This is a genomic window from Micromonospora sp. NBRC 110037, from assembly GCF_001652995.1.
Lineage (GTDB): Bacteria > Actinomycetota > Actinomycetes > Mycobacteriales > Micromonosporaceae > Micromonospora > Micromonospora chalcea.
In genome coordinates this window covers 956,915-976,258 of the sequence record NZ_BBVA01000002.1, presented here as the reverse complement: position 1 = coordinate 976,258, position 19,344 = coordinate 956,915, and the positions used below count along the sequence as shown (strand labels likewise).

19 protein-coding genes are annotated in these 19,344 nt (G+C 71.9%); 9 read left to right on the top strand and 10 right to left on the bottom strand.

Annotated elements, in window-relative coordinates; translation table 11 throughout:
- Positions 1–32: 32 nt before the first annotated feature.
- The 5 genes from A4R25_RS03435 to A4R25_RS03415 all read right to left on the bottom strand — a co-directional run bounded on the left by A4R25_RS03435 (position 33) and on the right by A4R25_RS03415 (position 6,182).
- Positions 33–854 (bottom strand): creatininase family protein, encoded by an 822-nt coding sequence (locus tag A4R25_RS03435; protein WP_064445577.1) that lies wholly within the window; start codon positions 852–854, stop codon positions 33–35.
- Positions 842–2,590, bottom strand: coding sequence for an iron ABC transporter permease (locus A4R25_RS03430; RefSeq protein ID WP_064445576.1), 1,749 nt, complete (start codon positions 2,588–2,590; stop codon positions 842–844). Before A4R25_RS03430 ends, A4R25_RS03435 begins: the two co-directional genes overlap by 13 nt.
- Positions 2,587–3,660, bottom strand: a complete 1,074-nt coding sequence (locus A4R25_RS03425; protein ID WP_043323172.1) for an ABC transporter ATP-binding protein — start codon at positions 3,658–3,660, stop codon at positions 2,587–2,589. Before A4R25_RS03425 ends, A4R25_RS03430 begins: the two co-directional genes overlap by 4 nt.
- Positions 3,661–3,721: 61 nt before the next feature.
- The gene (locus A4R25_RS03420; RefSeq protein WP_064445575.1) at positions 3,722–4,774 is read right to left on the bottom strand and encodes an extracellular solute-binding protein; all 1,053 of its coding nucleotides are present in this window, start codon (positions 4,772–4,774) and stop codon (positions 3,722–3,724) included.
- A gap of 259 nt (positions 4,775–5,033) precedes the next feature.
- Complete coding sequence (locus A4R25_RS03415; protein ID WP_043323169.1) at positions 5,034–6,182, bottom strand: ROK family transcriptional regulator; 1,149 nt, start codon at positions 6,180–6,182, stop codon at positions 5,034–5,036.
- Between the two features lie 509 nt (positions 6,183–6,691).
- Between A4R25_RS03415 and A4R25_RS03410 the strand changes: the two genes are divergently transcribed.
- Complete coding sequence (locus A4R25_RS03410; RefSeq protein WP_064445574.1) at positions 6,692–9,412, top strand: sugar-binding protein; 2,721 nt, start codon at positions 6,692–6,694, stop codon at positions 9,410–9,412.
- 84 nt (positions 9,413–9,496) lie between these two features.
- Here A4R25_RS03410 and A4R25_RS03405 read toward each other — a convergent pair whose 3' ends face one another.
- Positions 9,497–10,072: a VanZ family protein gene (locus tag A4R25_RS03405; protein WP_064445573.1), complete on the bottom strand. Its 576-nt coding sequence runs from the start codon at positions 10,070–10,072 to the stop codon at positions 9,497–9,499.
- Positions 10,073–10,707: 635 nt separating this feature from the next.
- On the opposite strand from A4R25_RS03405, the gene A4R25_RS03400 reads away from it, so the two are divergent.
- Together A4R25_RS03400 and A4R25_RS03395 are read left to right on the top strand one after the other, a co-directional pair.
- Complete coding sequence (locus A4R25_RS03400) at positions 10,708–11,004, top strand: DUF1540 domain-containing protein (RefSeq protein ID WP_064445572.1); 297 nt, start codon at positions 10,708–10,710, stop codon at positions 11,002–11,004.
- A 151-nt stretch (positions 11,005–11,155) separates the two neighbouring features.
- A complete protein-coding gene (locus A4R25_RS03395) occupies positions 11,156–11,938 on the top strand; it encodes a hypothetical protein (protein ID WP_064445571.1) in 783 nt (260 codons plus the stop codon).
- On the opposite strand, the gene A4R25_RS03390 is transcribed toward A4R25_RS03395, so the two are convergent.
- Genes A4R25_RS03390 through A4R25_RS03380 form a run of 3 tightly spaced genes read right to left on the bottom strand, consistent with a single transcriptional unit; the run spans position 11,935 to position 13,917 of the window.
- Positions 11,935–12,120 (bottom strand): hypothetical protein, encoded by a 186-nt coding sequence (locus A4R25_RS03390; protein WP_064445570.1) that lies wholly within the window; start codon positions 12,118–12,120, stop codon positions 11,935–11,937. The genes A4R25_RS03395 and A4R25_RS03390 overlap by 4 nt on opposite strands.
- On the bottom strand, positions 12,120–13,535 hold the full coding sequence (locus A4R25_RS03385) for an NAD(P)-binding domain-containing protein (RefSeq protein WP_064445569.1): 1,416 nt from the start codon (positions 13,533–13,535) through the stop codon (positions 12,120–12,122). The genes A4R25_RS03390 and A4R25_RS03385 overlap by 1 nt, the downstream gene beginning before the upstream one ends.
- Before the next feature lie 55 nt (positions 13,536–13,590).
- The gene (locus A4R25_RS03380; RefSeq protein WP_369799347.1) at positions 13,591–13,917 is read right to left on the bottom strand and encodes an ArsR/SmtB family transcription factor; all 327 of its coding nucleotides are present in this window, start codon (positions 13,915–13,917) and stop codon (positions 13,591–13,593) included.
- 328 nt (positions 13,918–14,245) lie between these two features.
- Here A4R25_RS03380 and A4R25_RS03375 point away from each other — a divergent pair, with 328 nt between their 5' ends.
- The 6 genes from A4R25_RS03375 to A4R25_RS03350 all read left to right on the top strand — a co-directional run bounded on the left by A4R25_RS03375 (position 14,246) and on the right by A4R25_RS03350 (position 18,288).
- The gene (locus tag A4R25_RS03375; RefSeq protein WP_064445568.1) at positions 14,246–14,629 is read left to right on the top strand and encodes a metalloregulator ArsR/SmtB family transcription factor; all 384 of its coding nucleotides are present in this window, start codon (positions 14,246–14,248) and stop codon (positions 14,627–14,629) included.
- A gap of 83 nt (positions 14,630–14,712) precedes the next feature.
- Positions 14,713–15,405 (top strand): helix-turn-helix domain-containing protein, encoded by a 693-nt coding sequence (locus tag A4R25_RS03370; protein ID WP_064445567.1) that lies wholly within the window; start codon positions 14,713–14,715, stop codon positions 15,403–15,405.
- A 100-nt stretch (positions 15,406–15,505) separates the two neighbouring features.
- The gene (arsB, locus tag A4R25_RS03365) at positions 15,506–16,591 is read left to right on the top strand and encodes an ACR3 family arsenite efflux transporter (RefSeq protein WP_043323148.1); all 1,086 of its coding nucleotides are present in this window, start codon (positions 15,506–15,508) and stop codon (positions 16,589–16,591) included.
- Positions 16,592–16,647: 56 nt separating this feature from the next.
- Positions 16,648–17,055 (top strand): arsenate reductase ArsC, encoded by a 408-nt coding sequence (locus tag A4R25_RS03360; protein ID WP_043323146.1) that lies wholly within the window; start codon positions 16,648–16,650, stop codon positions 17,053–17,055.
- A gap of 78 nt (positions 17,056–17,133) precedes the next feature.
- Positions 17,134–17,496: a helix-turn-helix transcriptional regulator gene (locus tag A4R25_RS03355; RefSeq protein ID WP_043323144.1), complete on the top strand. Its 363-nt coding sequence runs from the start codon at positions 17,134–17,136 to the stop codon at positions 17,494–17,496.
- A 117-nt stretch (positions 17,497–17,613) separates the two neighbouring features.
- A complete protein-coding gene (locus A4R25_RS03350; protein WP_064445566.1) occupies positions 17,614–18,288 on the top strand; it encodes a pyridoxamine 5'-phosphate oxidase family protein in 675 nt (224 codons plus the stop codon).
- A gap of 43 nt (positions 18,289–18,331) precedes the next feature.
- On the opposite strand, the gene A4R25_RS03345 is transcribed toward A4R25_RS03350, so the two are convergent.
- Positions 18,332–19,237, bottom strand: a complete 906-nt coding sequence (locus A4R25_RS03345; protein ID WP_205796698.1) for a helix-turn-helix domain-containing protein — start codon at positions 19,235–19,237, stop codon at positions 18,332–18,334.
- Positions 19,238–19,344 lie beyond the last annotated feature (107 nt).

Genomic DNA, 19,344 nt, shown 5'->3' with positions numbered 1-19,344 from the left:
TGGTGCGTTGTCGTGCGGCGTGCCGCGCGTGGTCATCCGGTCGTCTGGTCCGGCCCGTCGGCGCCGGGGGGCCCGGGCAGCGGCGCGGCGAGCCACGCCCCGACCAGCTCGCGCAGGCGTGCGCCGGCGGTGGCGCGGATCCGGCAGCCGGCCTCCTCCCCGGCCAGCGAGACATGGCCCGACCAGCCCTGCCACGGGTCGGGCCGCGACTCCACGAGCACGTACGGGTACGGGGTGGGCAGTTTCGGCTTCGGCGGCAGGTCCGGCGCGGCGTCCAGGCGCACCGCGTCCGGGTCGAAGCCCAGAACCGCGGAGCTCTCGTACGCGCCGCCGTGCCCCCGGGCGGGCAGCTCACCGAACATCTCGGTGGTCTCGTCCGGGCCGACGAGCTGGAACCAGTTCACCAGCATCATGCTGGCCCGGTGCCGGCCGGAGACCCACTCCATCGCGGCGCGGACGGTGGACATGTTGGCGTCGTGCCCGTTGACCACGAGCACCCGGGAAAAGCCCGCCTCGACGATGCCGGCGAGCACGTCGGCGAGGTAGCCGACGGCGATCTCCGGTCGCAGCGCCACCGTGCCCGGCCACGGCCGGGTCTGGCCCGGGCAGGCGGCGTACGGCGTGGCCGGGAACAGCACCGCCCGGGCCGGCCCGGTGGCCAGTTCCCCGGCGAAGCCCTCGGCCAGGATCAGGTCGGTTCCGATCGGCAGGTGGGGGCCGTGCCACTCGACCGCGCCGACCGGCAGCACCGCCAGGTCGGCCGCCTCGGTCACGGCGGCGAACGCGTGCCCGGGTACCCGGGTGACCGGGAGCAGCCCTCCCCCGGTCCGCCACCGCTCGATCAGTTCGTCCACTGCTCGGCCCTCCGGGTCGCGGTCCGGCTGCTCTCCAGCCGACCGGAGAACCACATCACCACGAAGATGAGCAGCACCTGGAGCATGCCGTAGGCGGCCGCGGTGCCCAGCTCGAAGCTGTACATCCGGTTGTTGATGGCGACCGAGATCGGCACCGTCGACGAGGTGTAGATGAGCACCGAGGCGACGAACTCGCCGACGCCGTGCACGAACGCCAGCAGCGCGCCGGCGAGCACGCCGGGCAGCATCAGCCGCACGGTGATCGTGTAGAACGCGCGCAGCCAGGAGGCGCCGAGGTTACGGGCGGCGTCCTCCAGCGACGGGTCGATCAGCGCCAGCGTCGCGGAGCTGGACCGGAACACGATCGGCAGGAACCGCACGAAGTAGGCCAGCGGCAGGATCCAGAACGTGCCGACCAGCACCTGCCCGAAGCTGAACGCGTTGCCGGTGCTGAACGCCGAGATCAGGTTGATCGCGACGACCGTGCCGGGCAGCGCCCAGGCGATCATCACGGCCACGTCGAGCAGGCCGCGCCCGACGAACTTCAGCCGCCGCACCGCGTACGCGATGAGCACGCCGATCACCACACAGCCCACGACCGCGATCAGGCTCATCTGCACCGAGTTGAGGATCGGCTCGAACGCCTTGGGGTCGGTGAAGATGGTCACGAAGTTCTCGAACGTGTACGTCGGCGGCAGCACCTCGGTGGTCCAGGACCGGTCCTCGGAGAAGGCGACGAGCGCGATCGCGGCGACCGGGGCGAGCAGGACCAGCGTGGCCAGCACCGAGGCGAGCGGCGCGAGCCAGCGGCCGATCGGGTTGGTGATCTCCCGCCGGACCGCCGAGATGCCCTTGGACTGCGACTGGTAGTTGCGCCGTCCCTCGTACCAGCGCATCGCCAGCAGGAAGATGATCGAGACGATGCCGAGCACCGAGGCGTACGCCGAGGCCATCGGCAGGTCGCCGTTGGTGCGGTTGATGTAGATCTGCATCGTCATGGTCTGGCTGACGTTGAACAGCAGCGGCGCGGTGTACGACGCCAGCGACGTCATGAAGACCAGCAGCGACGCCGAGATCAGCGCGGGGGTGAGCATCGGCAGCAGGACCGTGCGCCACACCCGGAACCGGCCCGCGCCGAGGTTGTACGCCGCCTCCTCGACCGACGGGTCCATCCCGGCCAGCGCCGCGGAGGCGGCCAGGAAGAAGAACGGGTACATGGTGAACGTGTGCACCACGAGCACACCGGCGATGCCGTCGAAGGCCAGGACCGGCTTCTCGGTGCCGAGCAGCGCCTGCAGGCCGCGCGGCACGATGCCGATGTTGCTGTAGAGCAGCTGGAAGGACACGGCGCCGATCAGCGGCGGCAGGGCCGCCGGCACCAGGATGAACGCCTCGATGAGCCGCCGGCCGCGGAAGTGGAACCGCTTGAGCAGGAACGCCATCGCCACGCCGACGATGCCGCAGAGCAGCACGCTGGCGGCCGAGATGAACAGCGAGGTGAACAGCGACTCGCGGGCCACCCCGGAGGAGGAGAGGAACTGCAGGTAGTTGTCAGAGCCGTTGGCGCTGACGCTCTCGCGGAAGGTGGCGAACATCGGCTGGACGACGAAGCCCCAGAGCACCAGGACCAGCGGCAGCACCAGCAGGTACGGGAACCAGCGGGAATTGGCCCCGCCGGACAGACGCCGGCCGAGGGCCGCCGCCCAGGCGGGGGCGGTCCGGGTCGCAGCGGTCACGGCTTGACCACCCAGAGGCGCTCCGGTACGAGCCGCAGTCCCACCACGTCGCCGAGCTGCAGGCCGGCCGGCGCGTCGATCAGCGCCGCCATCACCTCGTTGCCGTCCACGTCGACGCTGATGTTGGTGGCCATGCCGGTGAACTCGACGTGGCTGATCCGGCCGCGCATGGCCGCCGTGTCGTCGTCGCCGCCGAGCGCGATGTGCTCGGGGCGCGCGGAGACGAGCGCGGTGTCGCCCGCGCCGAGCCCGTGCCCGGCGGGCGCGCCGACGTCGATGGTGGCGCCGCCGGGCAGGCGCACCGCGACGCTGTCGTCGGTCGCGCCGGTCACCGGCAGGCTCAGCACGTTGCTGCGCCCGATGAACCGGGCCACGAACGCGTTCGCGGGCTTGTAGTAGATCTCGTGCGGGGTGCCGACCTGCTGGACCCGGCCGGACTCCATGACGGCGATCCGGTCCGACATCGCCATCGCCTCGGCCTGGTCGTGCGTCACGTAGATCGAGGTGGTGCCGCTCTCCCGCTGGATGCGCCGGATCTCGGCGCGGGTCTCCTCGCGCAGCTTCGCGTCGAGGTTCGACAGCGGCTCGTCGAGCAGCATGGTGCGCGGGCGGATGACCAGGGCCCGCGCCAGCGCGACCCGCTGCTGCTGGCCGCCGGAGAGCGCGTCGATGCGCCGGTCGCCGTACCCGGCGAGGTGCACCTGTTCGAGCGCCTCGGTGACCCGGCGGGCCTGGTCGGCGCGGGAGACCCGGCGGACCTTGAGCCCGTACGCGACGTTCTGCGCCACAGTCATGTGCGGGAACAGCGCGTAGTTCTGGAACACCATGCCGGTGTCCCGCTTGTTCGGCGTCCAGTGGGTGACGTCGTCGTCGCCGAAGTGGATGTGACCGGAGGTCGGGAAGTAGAAGCCGGCCACCATGCGCAGCGTCGTCGTCTTGCCGCAGCCGCTCGGCCCGAGCAGCGTGAAGAACTCGCCGGCTCCGATGGTGACGGTGACGTCATCGACCGCCGCGGAGTCGCTCGACTTGGCGAAGCGCTTACTGACCGCCGTCAGTCGGACATCGATCATTTCGTGGGTCCTTCCAGGACGAAGCCGGGCCGTGCCGCAGCACGGCCCGGTTCCGAGCGTCTTAGCCCTTGCCCTTGATCTGGGCGTTCCAGTGGGTGATCCAGGCGGTCTCGTTCTTGCCGATCACGTCCCAGTTGACGTCCATCGGCTTGAGGTCGAGCTTGGTCAGCCACTCGGGCTTCTCGGCGATCTCGACCGCGGGGATCTGGAAGTAGTCCTTGGCCAGGCTGGCCCGCAGCGAGTCGTCGAAGAGGAACTCGAGGAACTTCTTCGCGCCCTCGGTGTTGCCGCCCTTGACCGCGGCCACGCCGTCGACGAGCACCGGCGCGCCGGAGGCCGGCATGACGTAGCCGAACGGCATCTTCTCGTTGGCCTGCAGCAGGATGTCCTGGAGGTTCCAGGCGCTGACCACGCCCTGCTCACGCGACATCTTCAGGTAGAGGTCGCTCGGGTTGGCGGCGTACTCGACGGTGTTGGCGTCGAGCTTGCGCAGCCAGTCGTAGCCGGGCTGCGGGTTCGACCCGTCGGGGGTGTAGCGCTGGATCATCGAGGCGTAGATCGAGCGCATGGTGCCGGAGGCGGCCACGTCCCGGATGATGATCTTGTCTTTCCACTTCGGGTCGACCAGGTCGTCCCAGTCCTTCGGCGCGGTCTCCGGGGTCAGCGCCTTGTTGTTGTACATGATGACCTCGGGCAGCAGGATCTCGCCGAACCAGCGGCCCTCGGCGTCCTTGTACCGCGCGTCGATCTTCGAGGCGAACGACGGCTGCCAGGACTCCAGCAGCCCCTCGGACGCGCCGGCGGCCAGCCCCTGCTGGGTGCCGCCCCACCAGACCGACGCCTGCGGGTTGGCCTTCTCGGCGCGGACCCGCTCGAGCACCTCCTGGGCGCCCATGTTGAGCACCTCGACCTTGCCCTTGTACTCGGGGTTCTTGGTCGTGAACTGCTCCACGACGTAGTCGGTGACCGACTTGTCGCGGGCGCTGTAGATGACGACCTTCTCGGCCGGCGCGGCGCCGGAGGAGCCGGTGTCCTTGTCGTCGTCACTGCTGCCGCACGCGCTGACGGCCAGCAGCGCGCTGAACGCGACGGCCAGGGCCAAACGACGTTTCATTGGTACCTCCATTTTGCGGGGGAACTATCGGGAGCGGAGAAAGACGGTGTGCGGTGCCGGCCCGGGGACGCCGGCGGGTTCGCCGGCCCCCCGGGCTCGGGGTCGAAGGTCCGCGGGTCGCGCCCGGACCGGGGCGCGCCGCATCGCGCCGCGACCTGTCGTCCGGGATCCGGACGCGGTCGCCGCGACGGTGACTGTGGGTGTGGTGGGTGGGTGGGTGTCGGGGTCGGGGTCGTCGGGGGCCGGGGTCGGGTGGTGGTCAGGGAAGCGAGGGGCGGGGCACCGCGGCCGAGAGCGCGTAGCTGATAGCTCCGTGCAGCACTGCCTGGTCACCGAGGGTGGCCCGGCGCACCTCGGTGGGGGCCGGGGTCCGGGCGGAGACGAGGGTCTGAAGCTGGTCGAGGGCCGCGTCGTCCAGTTCCGCGGCGGCGCCGCTGAGCAGCACCAGCCCGGGATCGACGACGCAGGCGCAGGAGAGGATGAGCCCGGCCCAGGCGCCGAGGACCTCGTCGAGGTACTCGCGGGCGGGCGCAGACGTCGCGGCGAGCCGGCTCAGCTCCCGTACCGGCGACTCGGGCCGGCGGCCCGGGTTGAGCGCGACGACCCGCTCCGCGATGGCGTTCACCGACCACCGGGCCTCGAAGTCGCCGACACCGCTGTAGCGACGCTCGGTCGTGCCGCCCAGCGGCAGGAAGCCGACCTCGCCGGCGGCTCCGCTGGCGCCCCGGCGGACCTTGCCGTCGAGCACGAGGCCGGCGCCGATGCCCTCGGCGACGTGGATCAGCAGCAGGTTCGCCACGTCCGCGCCGGCGCCGGCGACGCACTCGCCGGCGGCCATGAGGTTCACGTCGTTGTCGACGACCACGGGTACGCCGAGCCGCCGTTGCACGGACTCGCCGATCGGCCACGCCTCGACCAGTCCGACCGACGGCGCGAGGCGTACCGCGCCGTTGGTGGAGACGCCGGGCACCGCGATCGCGACGCCGCGCAGCGAGGGCAGGTTGTCGCCGACGAGGTCGAGGACGAACTCGCAGACGGTCTCCACCACGTTCGCGCCGAGCCGCGCGACGCGGTGCGCGATGACCGCGCCCTCGCTGTCGGCGATCTCGCAACTGATCCGGGGTGGCTCCAGCGACACCGCCGCGACGAGCTCGGCGCGGGGGTTGAACTCGAGCATCTCCCGGGGCCGGCCGGTGGTGGGCGCGCCGGGCCCGCGTTCGATGAGGTAGCCCTCGGCGACGAGTTCCCGCACGAGCGCGGTGACCGTGGCCGCCGAGAGGCCGGTCATCTCTGCCAGGTCCACTCGGGACAGCCGCCGGGCCTGCCGGGCGGCCAAGATCACCGAGAGACGCTTGATCTCACGGGACCGCTCACGGCTGACCGGGCTGGTCGGGGCTTTGTCAGACACGCTTTCTTCCTAGTGTGAAAAAAATGAGACGTCAAGTAACGAGATGATCTCGGAGCTCCGGCCAGCGGAAATTTGGGAAGTGGCAAGCCGGACGCGCCAGGCCACCCCGACATGGCGCGCAAAACCGGGCCCTCGCGTCCACATTGGGTGCCCAAAATAGGGCAAAGCTCCCCCTCCGCCTGATGCAGGCCGAGCAGCCGGGCCACTGAGCTGCGGGGATTGTTTCTTCGAATAAGGAAGAAAGTCGTCCGGGCCTATTGACGACGCCTCCGCAAGATCCCTAGGTTACGGCCCGAAGGCCTTCCGGTGGACCGATCCGTCGCCACCGTGTGCACCGCTCACGCCGTGACGGTGCGCGTACACCATCACCCCGTTGTCGAGCACCACGACCAGCGAGGACCCAACAGTCCTCAATGGACAGCTGTCCGCGTCACGGGCCCGGCGCGCGCCGGGCCCGTGACCCGTCCCCCAGCCGCAGCACTCTCGCTTCGAGACGAAGAGGTATGCCCATGAGATGGCGCACCACGGCAGCGATCGCCATGTGCGGTCTTCTGTCGTTGGGCCTGGCCACTCCGGCCCAGGCCAACCCCCAGAACGCAGCACCGAAGCCACAGGCCAAGAAGTCCGACAAGCCCGTCGACCTGGACATCATGTTCATCGGCGCGCACCCGGACGACGAGGCAGGCCAGCTCGGCATGCTCGGATACTGGAACGAGTATCACGGCATGAAGGCCGGCGTCATCACCACCACCCGCGGCGAGGGCGGTGGCAACGCCACCGGTCTCGAGGAGGGCCCGGAGCTCGGCATCCTGCGGGAGGCCGAGGAGCGCAAGGCCGTCGGCTGGGCCGGCGTCGAGCACATCTACAACCTGGACGCGCTCGACTTCTGGTACACCGCGAGCGCCCCGCTGACCGAGGAGGTCTGGGGCCACCAGGAGACGCTGTCCCGGATCGTGCGGGTCCTGCGGACAACCAAGCCCGAGGTCATCCTCACGATGAACCCCTCGGCGACGCAGGGCAACCACGGCAACCACCAGAAGGCGGCCATGCTGGCCGTGGAGGCCTTCTACGCGGCGGCCGACCCGAAGGCGTTCCCGGAGCAGATCAAGAAGGAAGGGCTCAAGCCCTGGCGGGTCTCCCGCATCTTCCAGACCGGTGGCAGCGGCACCACCGGCACCAACGGCCCCGCCTGCGAGACCACGTTCACGCCGGCCGAGGCCAGCAACGTCATCTTCGGCACCTGGCAGGGCTACGAGTCGGCGCGGCACGACGGCAACCGGTGGAACACGGTCCAGACCTGGGCCCGCCGGGAGTACGTGTCGCAGGGCTGGGGCAACAGCTCCTTCCCGACGACCAACCCGGACGCCATCGGCTGTAACCGGCTGACGCTGATCGACACCCGCACGCCGTACCCGGACCCGAACGTGGGCGCCGGCACCGGTGCGCTGCAGGGCGCCACCCTGCGTGCCCCGGGCGGCCTGCCGCTCGGCACCGAGATCCACGTGCGTCCGCGCACCTGGGAGGCCGTCGGCGGCCAGCCCATCAAGGTGGACACCGTCCTGTACGCCGAGAAGGCCATCCCGGGCGCCAAGGTCGCCCTGGACGTCCCGGCCGGCTGGAGCGTCAGCGGCAACGGCAACGTCGGCACGCTGACCCCGGGCAAGGAGGTCGTGAAGACCTTCACCGTCACCCCGCCCGCGCAGGTCGAGGTGGGCACCCGCTTCCGGCTCAACGCCACGCTGACCAGCAAGAAGGACGGCAGCGGCGCCAGCAGCGCCCAGGTGCAGGGCACCGCTCCGGTGCGCGGCACCCTGGAGCCGCTGGAGGAGATCGCCGACTTCCGCGCCTGGACCGTGCGGAACAAGACCCAGCAGCTCGACGCGCTCATCGAGTCCCTGCTGAACATCCCCAGCGGCGGCACCCGCAGCGTCAAGGTCAACCTGACCAACCACGGCACCCGGGTCGAGTCCGGCTCGGTCAAGCTGAACGTTCCCGCCGGCTTCTCGGTGGCCGAGCAGCAGGTGCCGTACAGCGGCCTGCGGCCGGGCGCCACCACCTCGGTGACGTTCACCGTCAGCAACACCGACACGTCGCTGCCGACGGCCAACCGGGCGCCGGACAACGGCGCCTACCGGGTGCAGATCGAGACCAGCTACGTCGGTGGCAGCGCCACCGAGCCGGGCGCGTTCAACCTGGTCCCGACCACCACGATCCCGAAGGCCACCACCGCGCCGACGGTTGACGGTCACGGGCACGACCACGAGTACACCGGCGAGGTCATCGACATCTCCACCCGCTGGGAGGGCACCGCCGCCCCGGCGTCGGACATCTCCGGCACCGCCCAGCTGACCCACACCGACGACGCCCTGTACGCCATCTTCAACATCACCGATGACGTGCTCGGCACCGTCCTGCCGCCGGAGGACTGCAAGCGTCCGCGGCGTAACGACAACATCGAGTTCGGCATCGACCCGCGCGGCAACTCGGCGAACACCTCCACGGTGTTCAACATGGCGCTCTTCCCGGCCACGAACGACCCGGCCAACGGGAACCCGCCGTGCTTCGCCCGGGAGCGGGACAACCACCAGGGCGGCCCGGAGACCGCGCCGGGTGTGGAGATCGCCTCCGTGGTGACCAGCAACCCGTACACGGGTTACCGGATCGAGGTCAAGATTCCGTTCAGCGTGCTGCCGGACACCATCGACCCGAGCCGGATGGGCCTGAACATCCTGGTCAACGACTCGGACACGCAGGACCTCAGCTCGCAGACCCGGGTCGGCTGGTCGACCTGGAGCGGCGTGCGGGCCGACCCGTGGCGCTGGGGCAACGCGCTCCTGCCGGGCCTGCCGGCGCAGCCGTCGGCGCCGAAGGCTCCGATCATGCCCGACACCGCGGCGCTGAGCGTGGACTCGCCGCAGACCCTGCTGCAGTCCGTCTCGGACGGGGTCGCACCGGGTGGTTACGCCAAGCTGGCGGACAACACGGTGAAGCTCAAGAAGGTCACCCGCACCGCCAACAAGGTCTCGGTGCAGCTCCAGGTGAAGAAGGCCGGCACCGCCCGGGTCTTCGTCTGGGACGGCAGCCGGGTCGTGGCGCAGACCCAGGCCAGCCTGCGGAAGGACGGCACGCTCGTCCTGCCGCTGAGCGGGTCGCTCCCGGCCGGCACCTCGCTGCTCGTCTCGTACGAGAGCGGTGGCGCCACCACCGCTCTGGCGAAGAAGCTGTGCTGACCGGACGGTGAACGCGTCGACCTGACGCGCTGACGCGATGGGCCGGGCCGTGAGGTCCGGCCCATCGTGCCGTATCCGGGCCGTTCAGCGTTTCGCCGCCGGCACCGGCAGGGGCCGGTCCGGAGACGCCGGGGCCGGCCACCAGCGGCGCGAGGCCAGCGCGGCCAGTCCGGCGCCGGCGGTGTTGAGCAGGACGTCGTCCACCGAGGACACCCGGTCCAGCCGCAGGACGTACTGCGCGACCTCGACCAGGACCGAGCAACCGGCCGCGAGCGCCAGGATCCGCGGCACCGACGCCAGCGCCGCGAACCGCAGCGGGCCGAAGAACCCGAGCGCCGCGAACACCAGCAGGTTGCCGACGATCTGGACCGTCACCGTCAGCGGCCCGCTCGCGAGGACGGTCAGCAGGTCCCGCAGCGGCACCAGGCTCACCCGGCCCGGAACCACACCGACGCCGTCCCCCGGGAGCATGATCATCCAGACCCACGGCACGGTCCCGTAGACGATGCCGACCTCGGCCAGCGACAGCCGCCAGGCCGGCCCGCCGCCGCGCCGGCGCGCGAGGAGCCACACCACCAGCGCGGCCAACGGCAGCGCGGCCACCGTGACGAGCACGACCCCGTTGATCGTGCCGAACCAGCCGTGCCACCCCTCGACCACGCCGCCTCACCTTCTGTCCGCCCGGGGATCCCGCCAGGTCCGACCGGCGCGGACCGGCGCCCCGGCCCGCTCAGGGTGCCATCCTGCCCGCCACCCCGCGGGCCCCCGCCCCGGGCGGCCCGCGCGGACGACAGCCCGGCGCACGGGCACGACGCGGACCCCCGGCCGACCCACCGCCGCCGACCGGCGCGGGCGCACAATTCCGTGTACGGAACCGGCGCTGCGGAAATTCGATTTCCGCCCCGGGCGGCGAAACCAATTCCCGGCTCCGGAGCGCCGATTTCCGCACATCAATTCACCTCCCCGATCCGGCGCATGACCCTCGGCGCGCTCCAGGCCGTTCGCCGGACCGCACCCTGCGCTCGGACCAGCGCGGACGGGGCCAGCGCACGCCCACCTCGCACCGGCAAACAAAGGCTTTCCTTACAAAGGTAAGCCTCATCTTCGCCCGCCCGGGAGTTCGCGCGGGATCGACGGTTTACCGCCGCCGACGCCGCATTCCGCTGCTATGGTGAGCATGATCCTCACTTCGGGCGGACAGGTTTGAAGCCCCGCTCGCAGGGCTAATACCGAATGGCATTCGAGCACCACGAGGCCGGCCGTCGCACCGCCGGCCCGCATGACTTGGAGGCACCATGAAGACGCTGTTGCAGTCTCCGCCGGTACGTGAGTGCGCCGCCACGGCGTGCAGTTTCAACGACAACGGTTGTCACGCGCCCGCGATCACCGTGGCGGCGAGCGCCGACGCGGCGTCCTGCGCGACGTTCGTCGAGTCGTCGATGAGCGGCGGGATCGCGGAGGTCACCGGCGCGGTGGGCGCGTGCGCGCGGGCCGAGTGCGTGTTCAACACCAACCTCGCCTGCACGGCCGAGTCGATCACGGTGGGCCCCGGCGCCACCGTCAGCGACTGCCTGACCTACCAGCCCGCCTAACAAAGCGGACACCCACGCCCATACGGGTCACGACGGTCACCGTCGTGACCCGTATGCGTCTCCGGCACCCGACCCGCCGTTGCACAGGTAAGCCTTACCTACTACCGTCTGACCTGGGCCGACTTCACCCCTTCCGGCCGAGGAGACAGACATGGCGTTGCACCCCGCCGGGCGCCCGGCCCCGTCGACCGGCGTCACCCCGGTCGCCGCCGGGCCGTCTCCGGTCACCTCCACGCCCCGCGACGCCGTCGCCGCCCGGTGCGTGCTGAGCGCTGCCTCGTCGCTGCGGCTGACGCTCGGCGACACCACCGCCGACCTCCTGTCCGCCCACGCAGTCCTCCCCGACGGCACGATCGTCCTCGCGGTCGACGCGATGAGCCGCACCGGCGGCCTGCTGGTGGCCGCGCGCGGTCACCGCGGTGCGGTACGCGTGGACGTGACCCACCTCGCTCCGGTCGCCGTACGCTCGCGGGTGCGGGACCGGCTGCGGATCCTGGGCACCGCCCGCCGCTTCGACCCGGCCGCGCTCGACGCCTGCGACCCGGCCACCGTGATGTCGCTGCTCGACCTGCCGCCGGTGGCGCTGTGGGCGATCGAGCCGGACGAGATCCTCCTCGACCGGGCCACCGAACCCGTCACGGTGGACCTCGGCACGTACCGCGCCGCCCGCCCGGACCCGATCGCCGTCGACGAGGCCGCCCACCTCGCGCACCTGACCCGGTGCCACGGCGACCTCCTGGACCGGCTCGGTGCGCTCGTCGACAGCGCCGTCAGCGCCGGCGCGACGCGGATGGTCCCGGTCGCGCTCGACGCCGAGGGCATCGTGCTGCGCGCGGAGCGGCCGGACGGTCACGCCGACATCCGGTTGTCCTTCCTCCACCCGGTCACCGCCGGCGCCGGCCTCGCCGGGGCGCTGCGGACGCTGCTCGGCTAGGGCTGTCCGCTCCCTACCGAGCGCATCGCGGCGGCGGCGAGAAGGCGGGCGGTGGTGACCGCGGCCAGCAGGCGGTGGAGGGTGCCGTACCCGATGGTGCTGGTGACGGCGAGGGCGGCGACGAGGCGCCACCTGTGACGCCCGCCGGCCGCGGGGCCGGCGGGCGCCGTCGTGGTGGTCATCAGCTGGTGCAGCAGCCGCCGGTCTCGCCGTTGGTCGGGGTGTCGAGGCTGACCAGGCTGAGCGGCGCGGAGAGCAGGCCCCCGGAGATTCCGGTCGCCAGCCCTTGTGCGGCCGGCGTGGCCGCCGGGTCGGGGCCGCAGCAGCTGTCCGCGCCGGTGGAGTCGGCGGGGTTGCTGTTGCAGACGCCGGTCTCGGGCAGGTCGAGCTGGACGTCGCGGGCGGCGTCCCAGTCGCCGGCGAGAGCGGCGACGACGGAGCGGACCTGCTCGTAGCCGGTGGCCATCAGGAACGTCGGCGCGCGGCCGTAGCTCTTCATGCCGACGGCGTAGTAGCCGACCTCGGGGTGCGCGAGTTCGGCGGCGCCGTGCGGCGGGACGGTGCCGCAGGAGTGCTCGTTCGGGTCGATCAGCGGGGCGAGGGCGCGGGTGGCTCCCATGACCGGGTCGAGGTCCAGGCGCAGCTCGGCCGCGATGGAGTGGTCGGGGCGGAAGCCGGTGGCGGCGACGACGCGGTCCACGGTGACGGACTCGTCGGTGCCGTCGGCGTGCCGGACGGCCACGGTGACCCGGCCCTCGGCCGGGGTGAGGGCGTGTACGGAGAATCCGGTGAGCAGCTTGATCCGGCCGGCGTCGACGTGGTCGCGCAGCCGGGCGCCGAGCGCGCCGCGGGCGGGCAGGGCGTCGGCGTCTCCGCCGCCGTAGGTGCGGGCGGGGCTGGCCGAGCGGATCGCCCAGGTCACCTCGGTGCCGGGTTCGGCGGTGGCCAGCTCGGCCAGGGAGAGCAGGGTGTTCGCGGCGGAGTGGCCGGCGCCGACGACGAGGGTGTGCCGGCCGGCGAAGCGGTCCCGGCCGCTGCCGAGCACGTCGGGCAGGGCGTGCTCGAGGAACGCCGCGGCGTCCGTCTCGCCGCGGGCGGGCAGGCCGGAGGCGCCGAGGACGTTGGGGGTGCCCCAGGTGCCGGAGGCGTCGATGACGGCGCGGGCGAGCAACTCGTCGCCGTCGGCGAGGCGGATCAGGAACGGCGTCTGTTCGCGGCCGGCGGTGCGCAGCCGGTCCAGGCCGAGCCGGCTGATCGCCTCCACCCGCGCGCCGTAGCGCAGGTGGGGCTTGAGCTGCGGCAGGTCCGCGAGCGGCTGGAGATAGTCGGTGACCAGCTCGGCGCCGGTGGGCAGGGCATCCTCGACCGGGGCGACCCAGCCGGCGTCGTCGAGCAGCCGGCGGGCGGCGGGGTCGACGTTGTAGCGCCACGGGGAGAACAGCCGCACGTGCCCCCACTGCCGCACCGCCGCGCCGGTGGTGTCCCCGGCCTCCAGGACGAGGAAGGGCAGCTCACGCTCGTGCAGGTGGGCGGCGGCGGCGAGACCCACCGGGCCCGCGCCGATCACCACGACGGGCGACTCGTCCAGGACACTCATCGGGAACTCCTCGGTGTTGAGAATGGCGGATCAAGAGGTGCGGGTGACGCCTGCCTCAGCAGGCTCCGACCGGATCGGGGGCCGGGCGGCCCATGACGACGTCGGCGGCGGACGGGAAGCACCCGACACAGGCGTCGTTGATGCGGTAGTGGCGTGCGGTGCCGACCGGCTCGACGAGCACGAACCGCACCTCGGTGAGGATCTTCAGGTGCTGGGAGACGGTGGACTGGGCGAGCCCGACGGCGGCGACGATCTCCCCCACACTCATCGGCCGGGCGTGGCGGGCCAGGTACTCCACCACCTGCACCCGCGTCGGGTCCGCGAGGGCCCGGAACCACGAGGCATAGGTCTGCGCGGTGTCGCGGTCGAGGAGGTCCCCCATCATCTCTCCCTCCATCGTTAATCGCCGATTGACGATGGAAGCCTAGCAGGCGCCGGAGCGGGCGATCCGCAGGGCAGCGGTCCCGCTTCTCAGCGGGGTGCCGTCAGCGCGTAGGCGGTGGTGCGGGCGCGGTCGCGGAGGCGGGCGATCCTCTGCGCGGGAGTGGACACCCGGGCGCAGGAGTCGCAGAACCGGACCCCTGCCACGGATGACGGCCGGCGACGCGGGAAGCCGAACATGACGAGCCTCATTTCCTGGGAGCACCTTGTCTTGACATATGTCTAAACAGAGAGTTGCACGCTGATTAGATGGATGTCAACCTAGAGGCATGCCGAAGCGCCAAGCGCCGATCCCCCTCGTCGACCTCGACGCCGACGCGCCGTGCTGCCCCCCACTGGCGCAGCGCCGGGTCCCGGCAGAGACGGCCGCGATCCTCGCGCCCGCGTTCAAGGCCCTCGGTGATCCGGTACGGCTGCAGCTGATGTCGATGATCGCGTCCGCCGACGGCGGCGAGGCCTGCGTGTGCGACCTGACGCCGGCGTTCGACCTGACCGGGCCGACGATCTCTCATCACCTCAAGACCTTGCGCGAGGCAGGCCTGGTGGACGCCGAACGGCGGGGCACGTGGGTCTACTACCGGGCGCGGCCACAGATCCTGCGCCAGCTCGCCGGCCTGCTGTCGATCGAGCCGACCGCCGCGGCGCAGCGGTAGACCACCGCGCGGCGACTCGCGCTCCCGGGGGATCCGGCCGCGCCGGCTTGACGCCTCCAGATTAATCAGAAATTATTGAGTCAATGGACATTGAGTCTTATTCGCTGGTCGAGCGCGCGCGGGTCCATGCGGCGTTGGGCGACCCGGCCCGCCTGGCCATCGTGGACGCGCTCACCCTGGGCGACGCCTCACCCGGGGAGATCGCACACACCCTCGCCATGCCGACGAACCTGGTCGCCCATCACGTCAAGGTCCTCGCCGACGCGGGCCTCGTCGTCCGGGGCCGGTCGGAGGGCGATCGGCGACGCATCTACCTTCGACTCCGACCGGCCGCCCTCTCCGCCCTCACGCCGCCACCACTGGCGGGCGCGCATCGGGTCGTCTTCGTCTGCACCCACAACTCCGCCCGCTCGCAACTGGCCGCGGCCCTGTGGAGGCAGCGCGCCAACGGCGACGCCGCATCCGCCGGCACCAGGCCGGCGCCGCGGGTCCATCCCCGCGCGCTCGCCGTGGCCCACCGCCACGCCCTCGACCTCGGCCCGGCCGGCACCGCACACGTCGACGACGTCGTCCGGGACGGCGACCTGGTCATCGCCGTCTGCGACAACGCCCACGAGGAACTCACCGGGCCGGTCCGCCCCCGCCTGCACTGGTCCGTGCCGGACCCGGCCCGCGTCGACACCGACGAAGCGTTCGAGGCGGCCTACGCCGACCTCGCCGACCGCGTCGATCGCGTCGCCCCGCACACCGCCGCACCCTGCGGGAAGCCGGCCTGATCACCGCCTCAGTCTGCGGGCGCCCGACGCAGCCGCCCGGCACAGGGCGACCTCACCCGACGCGCACGCGCCGGCACCGACGATCCACGGGAGCAGACCGATGAGCACCGCCACCAGAGCCGAAGACGCCCCACCGTTGGTGGCACGCCTCTCGCGCCTCGACCGGTTCCTGCCGGTCTGGATCGGCCTGGCCATGGTCGCCGGCCTGCTGCTCGGCCGGATCGTTCCCGGCCTGGACGACGCTCTCGACGCCGTCGAGGTCGGTGGCATCTCCCTGCCCATCGCTCTCGGCCTGCTGATCATGATGTATCCGGTACTGGCCAAGGTCCGTTACGACCGCCTCGACACCGTCACCGGTGACCGGCGCCTCCTGGTCTCGTCGCTGATCCTCAACTGGATCGTCGGTCCCGCCGTCATGTTCGCCCTGGCCTGGATGTTCCTGGCCGACCAGCCGGAGTACCGCACCGGTCTGATCATCGTCGGCCTGGCCCGCTGCATCGCGATGGTCATCATCTGGAACGACCTGGCCTGCGGCGACCGGGAGGCGGCAGCGGTCCTCGTCGCCGTCAACTCGGTGTTCCAGGTCCTCGCGTTCGGCCTGCTCGGCTGGTTCTACCTGTCGGTGCTGCCGGGCTGGCTGGGTCTGGACGGCGCCGCGCTGCAGGTCTCCGGCTGGGAGATCGCCGGCAACGTGCTCGTCTTCCTCGGCATCCCCCTGCTCGCCGGCTACCTGTCCCGCCGCCTCGGCGAACGGACCAGGGGCCGCGACTGGTACGAGCGGCGATTCCTGCCCAGGGTCGGACCCGTCGCCCTGTACGGACTGCTGTTCACCATCGTCGTCCTGTTCGCCCTGCAGGGTGAGGCCATCACCGACCGGCCGGTCGACGTGGCCCGCATCGCCCTGCCGCTGCTGGCCTACTTCGCCCTCATGTGGGCCGGCTCCTACCTGCTCGGCCGGGCCATCGGCCTGAACTACGAACGCACCACCACCCTGGCCTTCACCGCGGCGGGCAACAACTTCGAACTGGCGATCGCGGTCGCGATCGGCACCTTCGGGATCGCCTCCGGCCAGGCCCTCGCCGGCGTCGTCGGCCCGCTGATCGAGGTTCCGGTTCTCGTCGGCCTGGTCTACGTGTCGCTGTGGGCCCGTGCCCGCCTGTTCCCCGCGCCGGGAACCCGGCCATGAGATGCCCCGACCGCGCCGCGGCACGTCACGGCAACCATCAGGATCATGGAGACCCGATGAGCGACAAACCCAGCGTCCTGTTCGTCTGCGTGCACAACGCCGGCCGTTCCCAGATGGCCGCCGGGTGGCTGCGCCACCTCGCCGGCGACACCGTCGAGGTCCGCTCCGCCGGAAGCGCGCCCGCCGACCAGGTCAACCCCGCCGCCGTCGAGGCCATGCGGGAGGTCGGCATCGACATCACCGACCAGACCCCCAAGCGCCTGGAGTACGAGACGGCGGAGTCCTCGGACGTCATCGTCACCATGGGCTGCGGTGACGCCTGCCCCGTCTTCCCGGGCAAGCGGTACGAGGACTGGAAGCTGGAAGACCCCGCGGGCAAGGGCGTCGACGCGGTACGCCCCATCCGGGACGAGATCCGCGCCCGGGTGGAACGGCTGCTCGCCGACCTGCGCCCCACCGCCTGACACCCCTGTCGTGCGACTCACCATGATCCGGTCCTGGTTGCACCGGCATGCGGCGGCCGTTGATGCAACGATGCAAGCGTGGGAACTGCGAAAACTGCCACCCCTGCCATCTCGCCGCTGACCGGCGAGCCGATCAAGCGTGCCGATGCCGAACGCCTCGCGGGAGTGCTGAAGGCGTTGGCCGACCCGGCCCGGCTGCGCCTGCTCAGCCTGATCCAGTCCGCTCCGGAGGGCGAGGCGTCCGTCAGCGACCTCACCGCGCCGCTCGGGCTCTCCCAGCCGACCGTCAGCCATCACCTTCGGATCCTCACCGAGGCCGGTCTGATCGAGCGGGAGAAGCGGGGTGTGTGGGCGTACTACCGTCTGGTGCCGTCCGCGATCTCGGCGATCGCCGAACTGCTGACGCCGCCTCGTAAGCGACCGACGAGGAAGGTCCGCTGAGCAGGCGACCGCGGGGCTGCCGCGAGCACCCGCCGACCTGACCGGTCGTCTCCGCCGGCCCTCTTGAGGAGCGCCGTCCGGCCCGGTAGAAACGGCGGGACCGACGGGAGATCAGCCATGACCGATGCCGACGGGCAGTTGTCCGCGACGCCCCGCACGAGCCTGCGCCGGATGAAGGAGAAGGGGCACCGCGACCGCGCCGCCCTGTTGGACGTGCTCCGGGCCGGGTTCGTCTGCCACCTCGGCGTCCTGGTGGACGGTCACCCGATGGTGGTGCCGACCGTCTACGGGTTCGACGACCGCCACCTCTACCTGCACGGCTCGGTGGCCAGCCGGAGCCTCACCACCGACACCGACGTCTGCGTCACGGTCACCGTGGTCGACGGCCTGGTGCTGGCGCGCTCGGTGTTCGAGCACGGCGTCAACTACCGCAGCGCGATGATCTACGGCCGGCCCCGGTGGGTGACCGGCACCGAGGAGAAGCTGCACGGACTCCGCCTGCTCACCGAGCACGTCGCCCCTGGCCAGTGGGACCACGCCCGCCGCCCGAACCGGCGGGAGCTGGCGGCCACGGCCCTGCTGGCGCTGCCGCTGGCCGAGGCGTCGGTGAAGACGCGCAGCGGCCCGCCGGACGACGGCGACAGCCCGGACGCGGCGCTCGGACTCTGGGCCGGCGAGCTTCCGCTCGTGGCCCGCTGGGAGCAGCCGGTGACCGACCCGGCGCTCCCGCCGACCGCGCCGGTGCCGGCCCACGTGTCCGCCCGTGCCGGCACCCGCGCCGACCGGCGCTGACCGGGGTGCCCGCGCCGCGCGACCGCCCCGGTCCACCGGTCCCCTACCGCAGTTGGCGGGCCACCTCCGCCAGCGGCAGCCGGGGCGCGACGGCGGCGCGGGCGGCGACCACCGCCAGCGCCCGGGGCACCCCCGCGCAGTGGGCGATGATCTGCCGTACCGCCTCGCGTTCGGCGGTGAGGCGACGCTCGCCGAGACGGGCCGCCAGCAGCTCCCACGCCTCACCGGCCGCCAGCTCGTCCACCACGACCGGACGCGCGGCCTCGCCGACGACCAGTCCGGTGAGGCGGTCCCGGCTGGTCACCACCACCATGCAGCCGGGGACACCGGGTAGCAGCGGCCGGACCTGTTCGGCGTCGCGCGCGTCGTCGAGCACGATGAGCATCCGGCGCCCGGCGAGCACGCTGCGGTACAGCCCGGTGCGCGCGGCCGGACCGCAGGGAATGCCGCCGGGCACGTCGAGCGCCTCGATGAGGCCGGCGAGCGCCTCCGCGGGCGCCACCGCCGGCCGGCGCGAGTCGCTTCCGCCGAGCTGGACGTGCAGCACCCCGTCGACGAACCGTGCGGCGGACCGGTGGGCCCAGCGCAGCGCCAGCGCCGTCTTGCCGATCCCGGAGCGTCCGGACAGGACGCAGACCACCACGCTGGACATCCGCCGCGGTCCGCCGTCGAGCAGCCGGTCGAGTTGCCGTAGTTGTGCCGAACGGCCGGTGAAGCCGGGAATCTCCAGCGGCAACTGCATGGGGCGGATCCGGGCCGGCGCCGGGTGGGCCGGCAGGCCGAGCACGTCGCGCAGCAGCCGCACTGTCGCCGGGCGCGGGCGGGTCACCCGCGACGACTCCAGGTTGCGGATGCTCCGGACGCTCAGTCCGGTGCGGGCGGCCAGTTCCTCCTGAGTCAGGTTGGCTCGTCGCCGAGCGGTAGCAATTTCGTCACCCAACGTATCCATGTAGCCGATCACAGCGTCGTCTCCGTACCGGTTCTGGTGGATTCGTACAGGCGGACCACCGCTGCGCGGCCACTGAGCGGGCAATCAGTAGCGCCATTGCCGGTGAT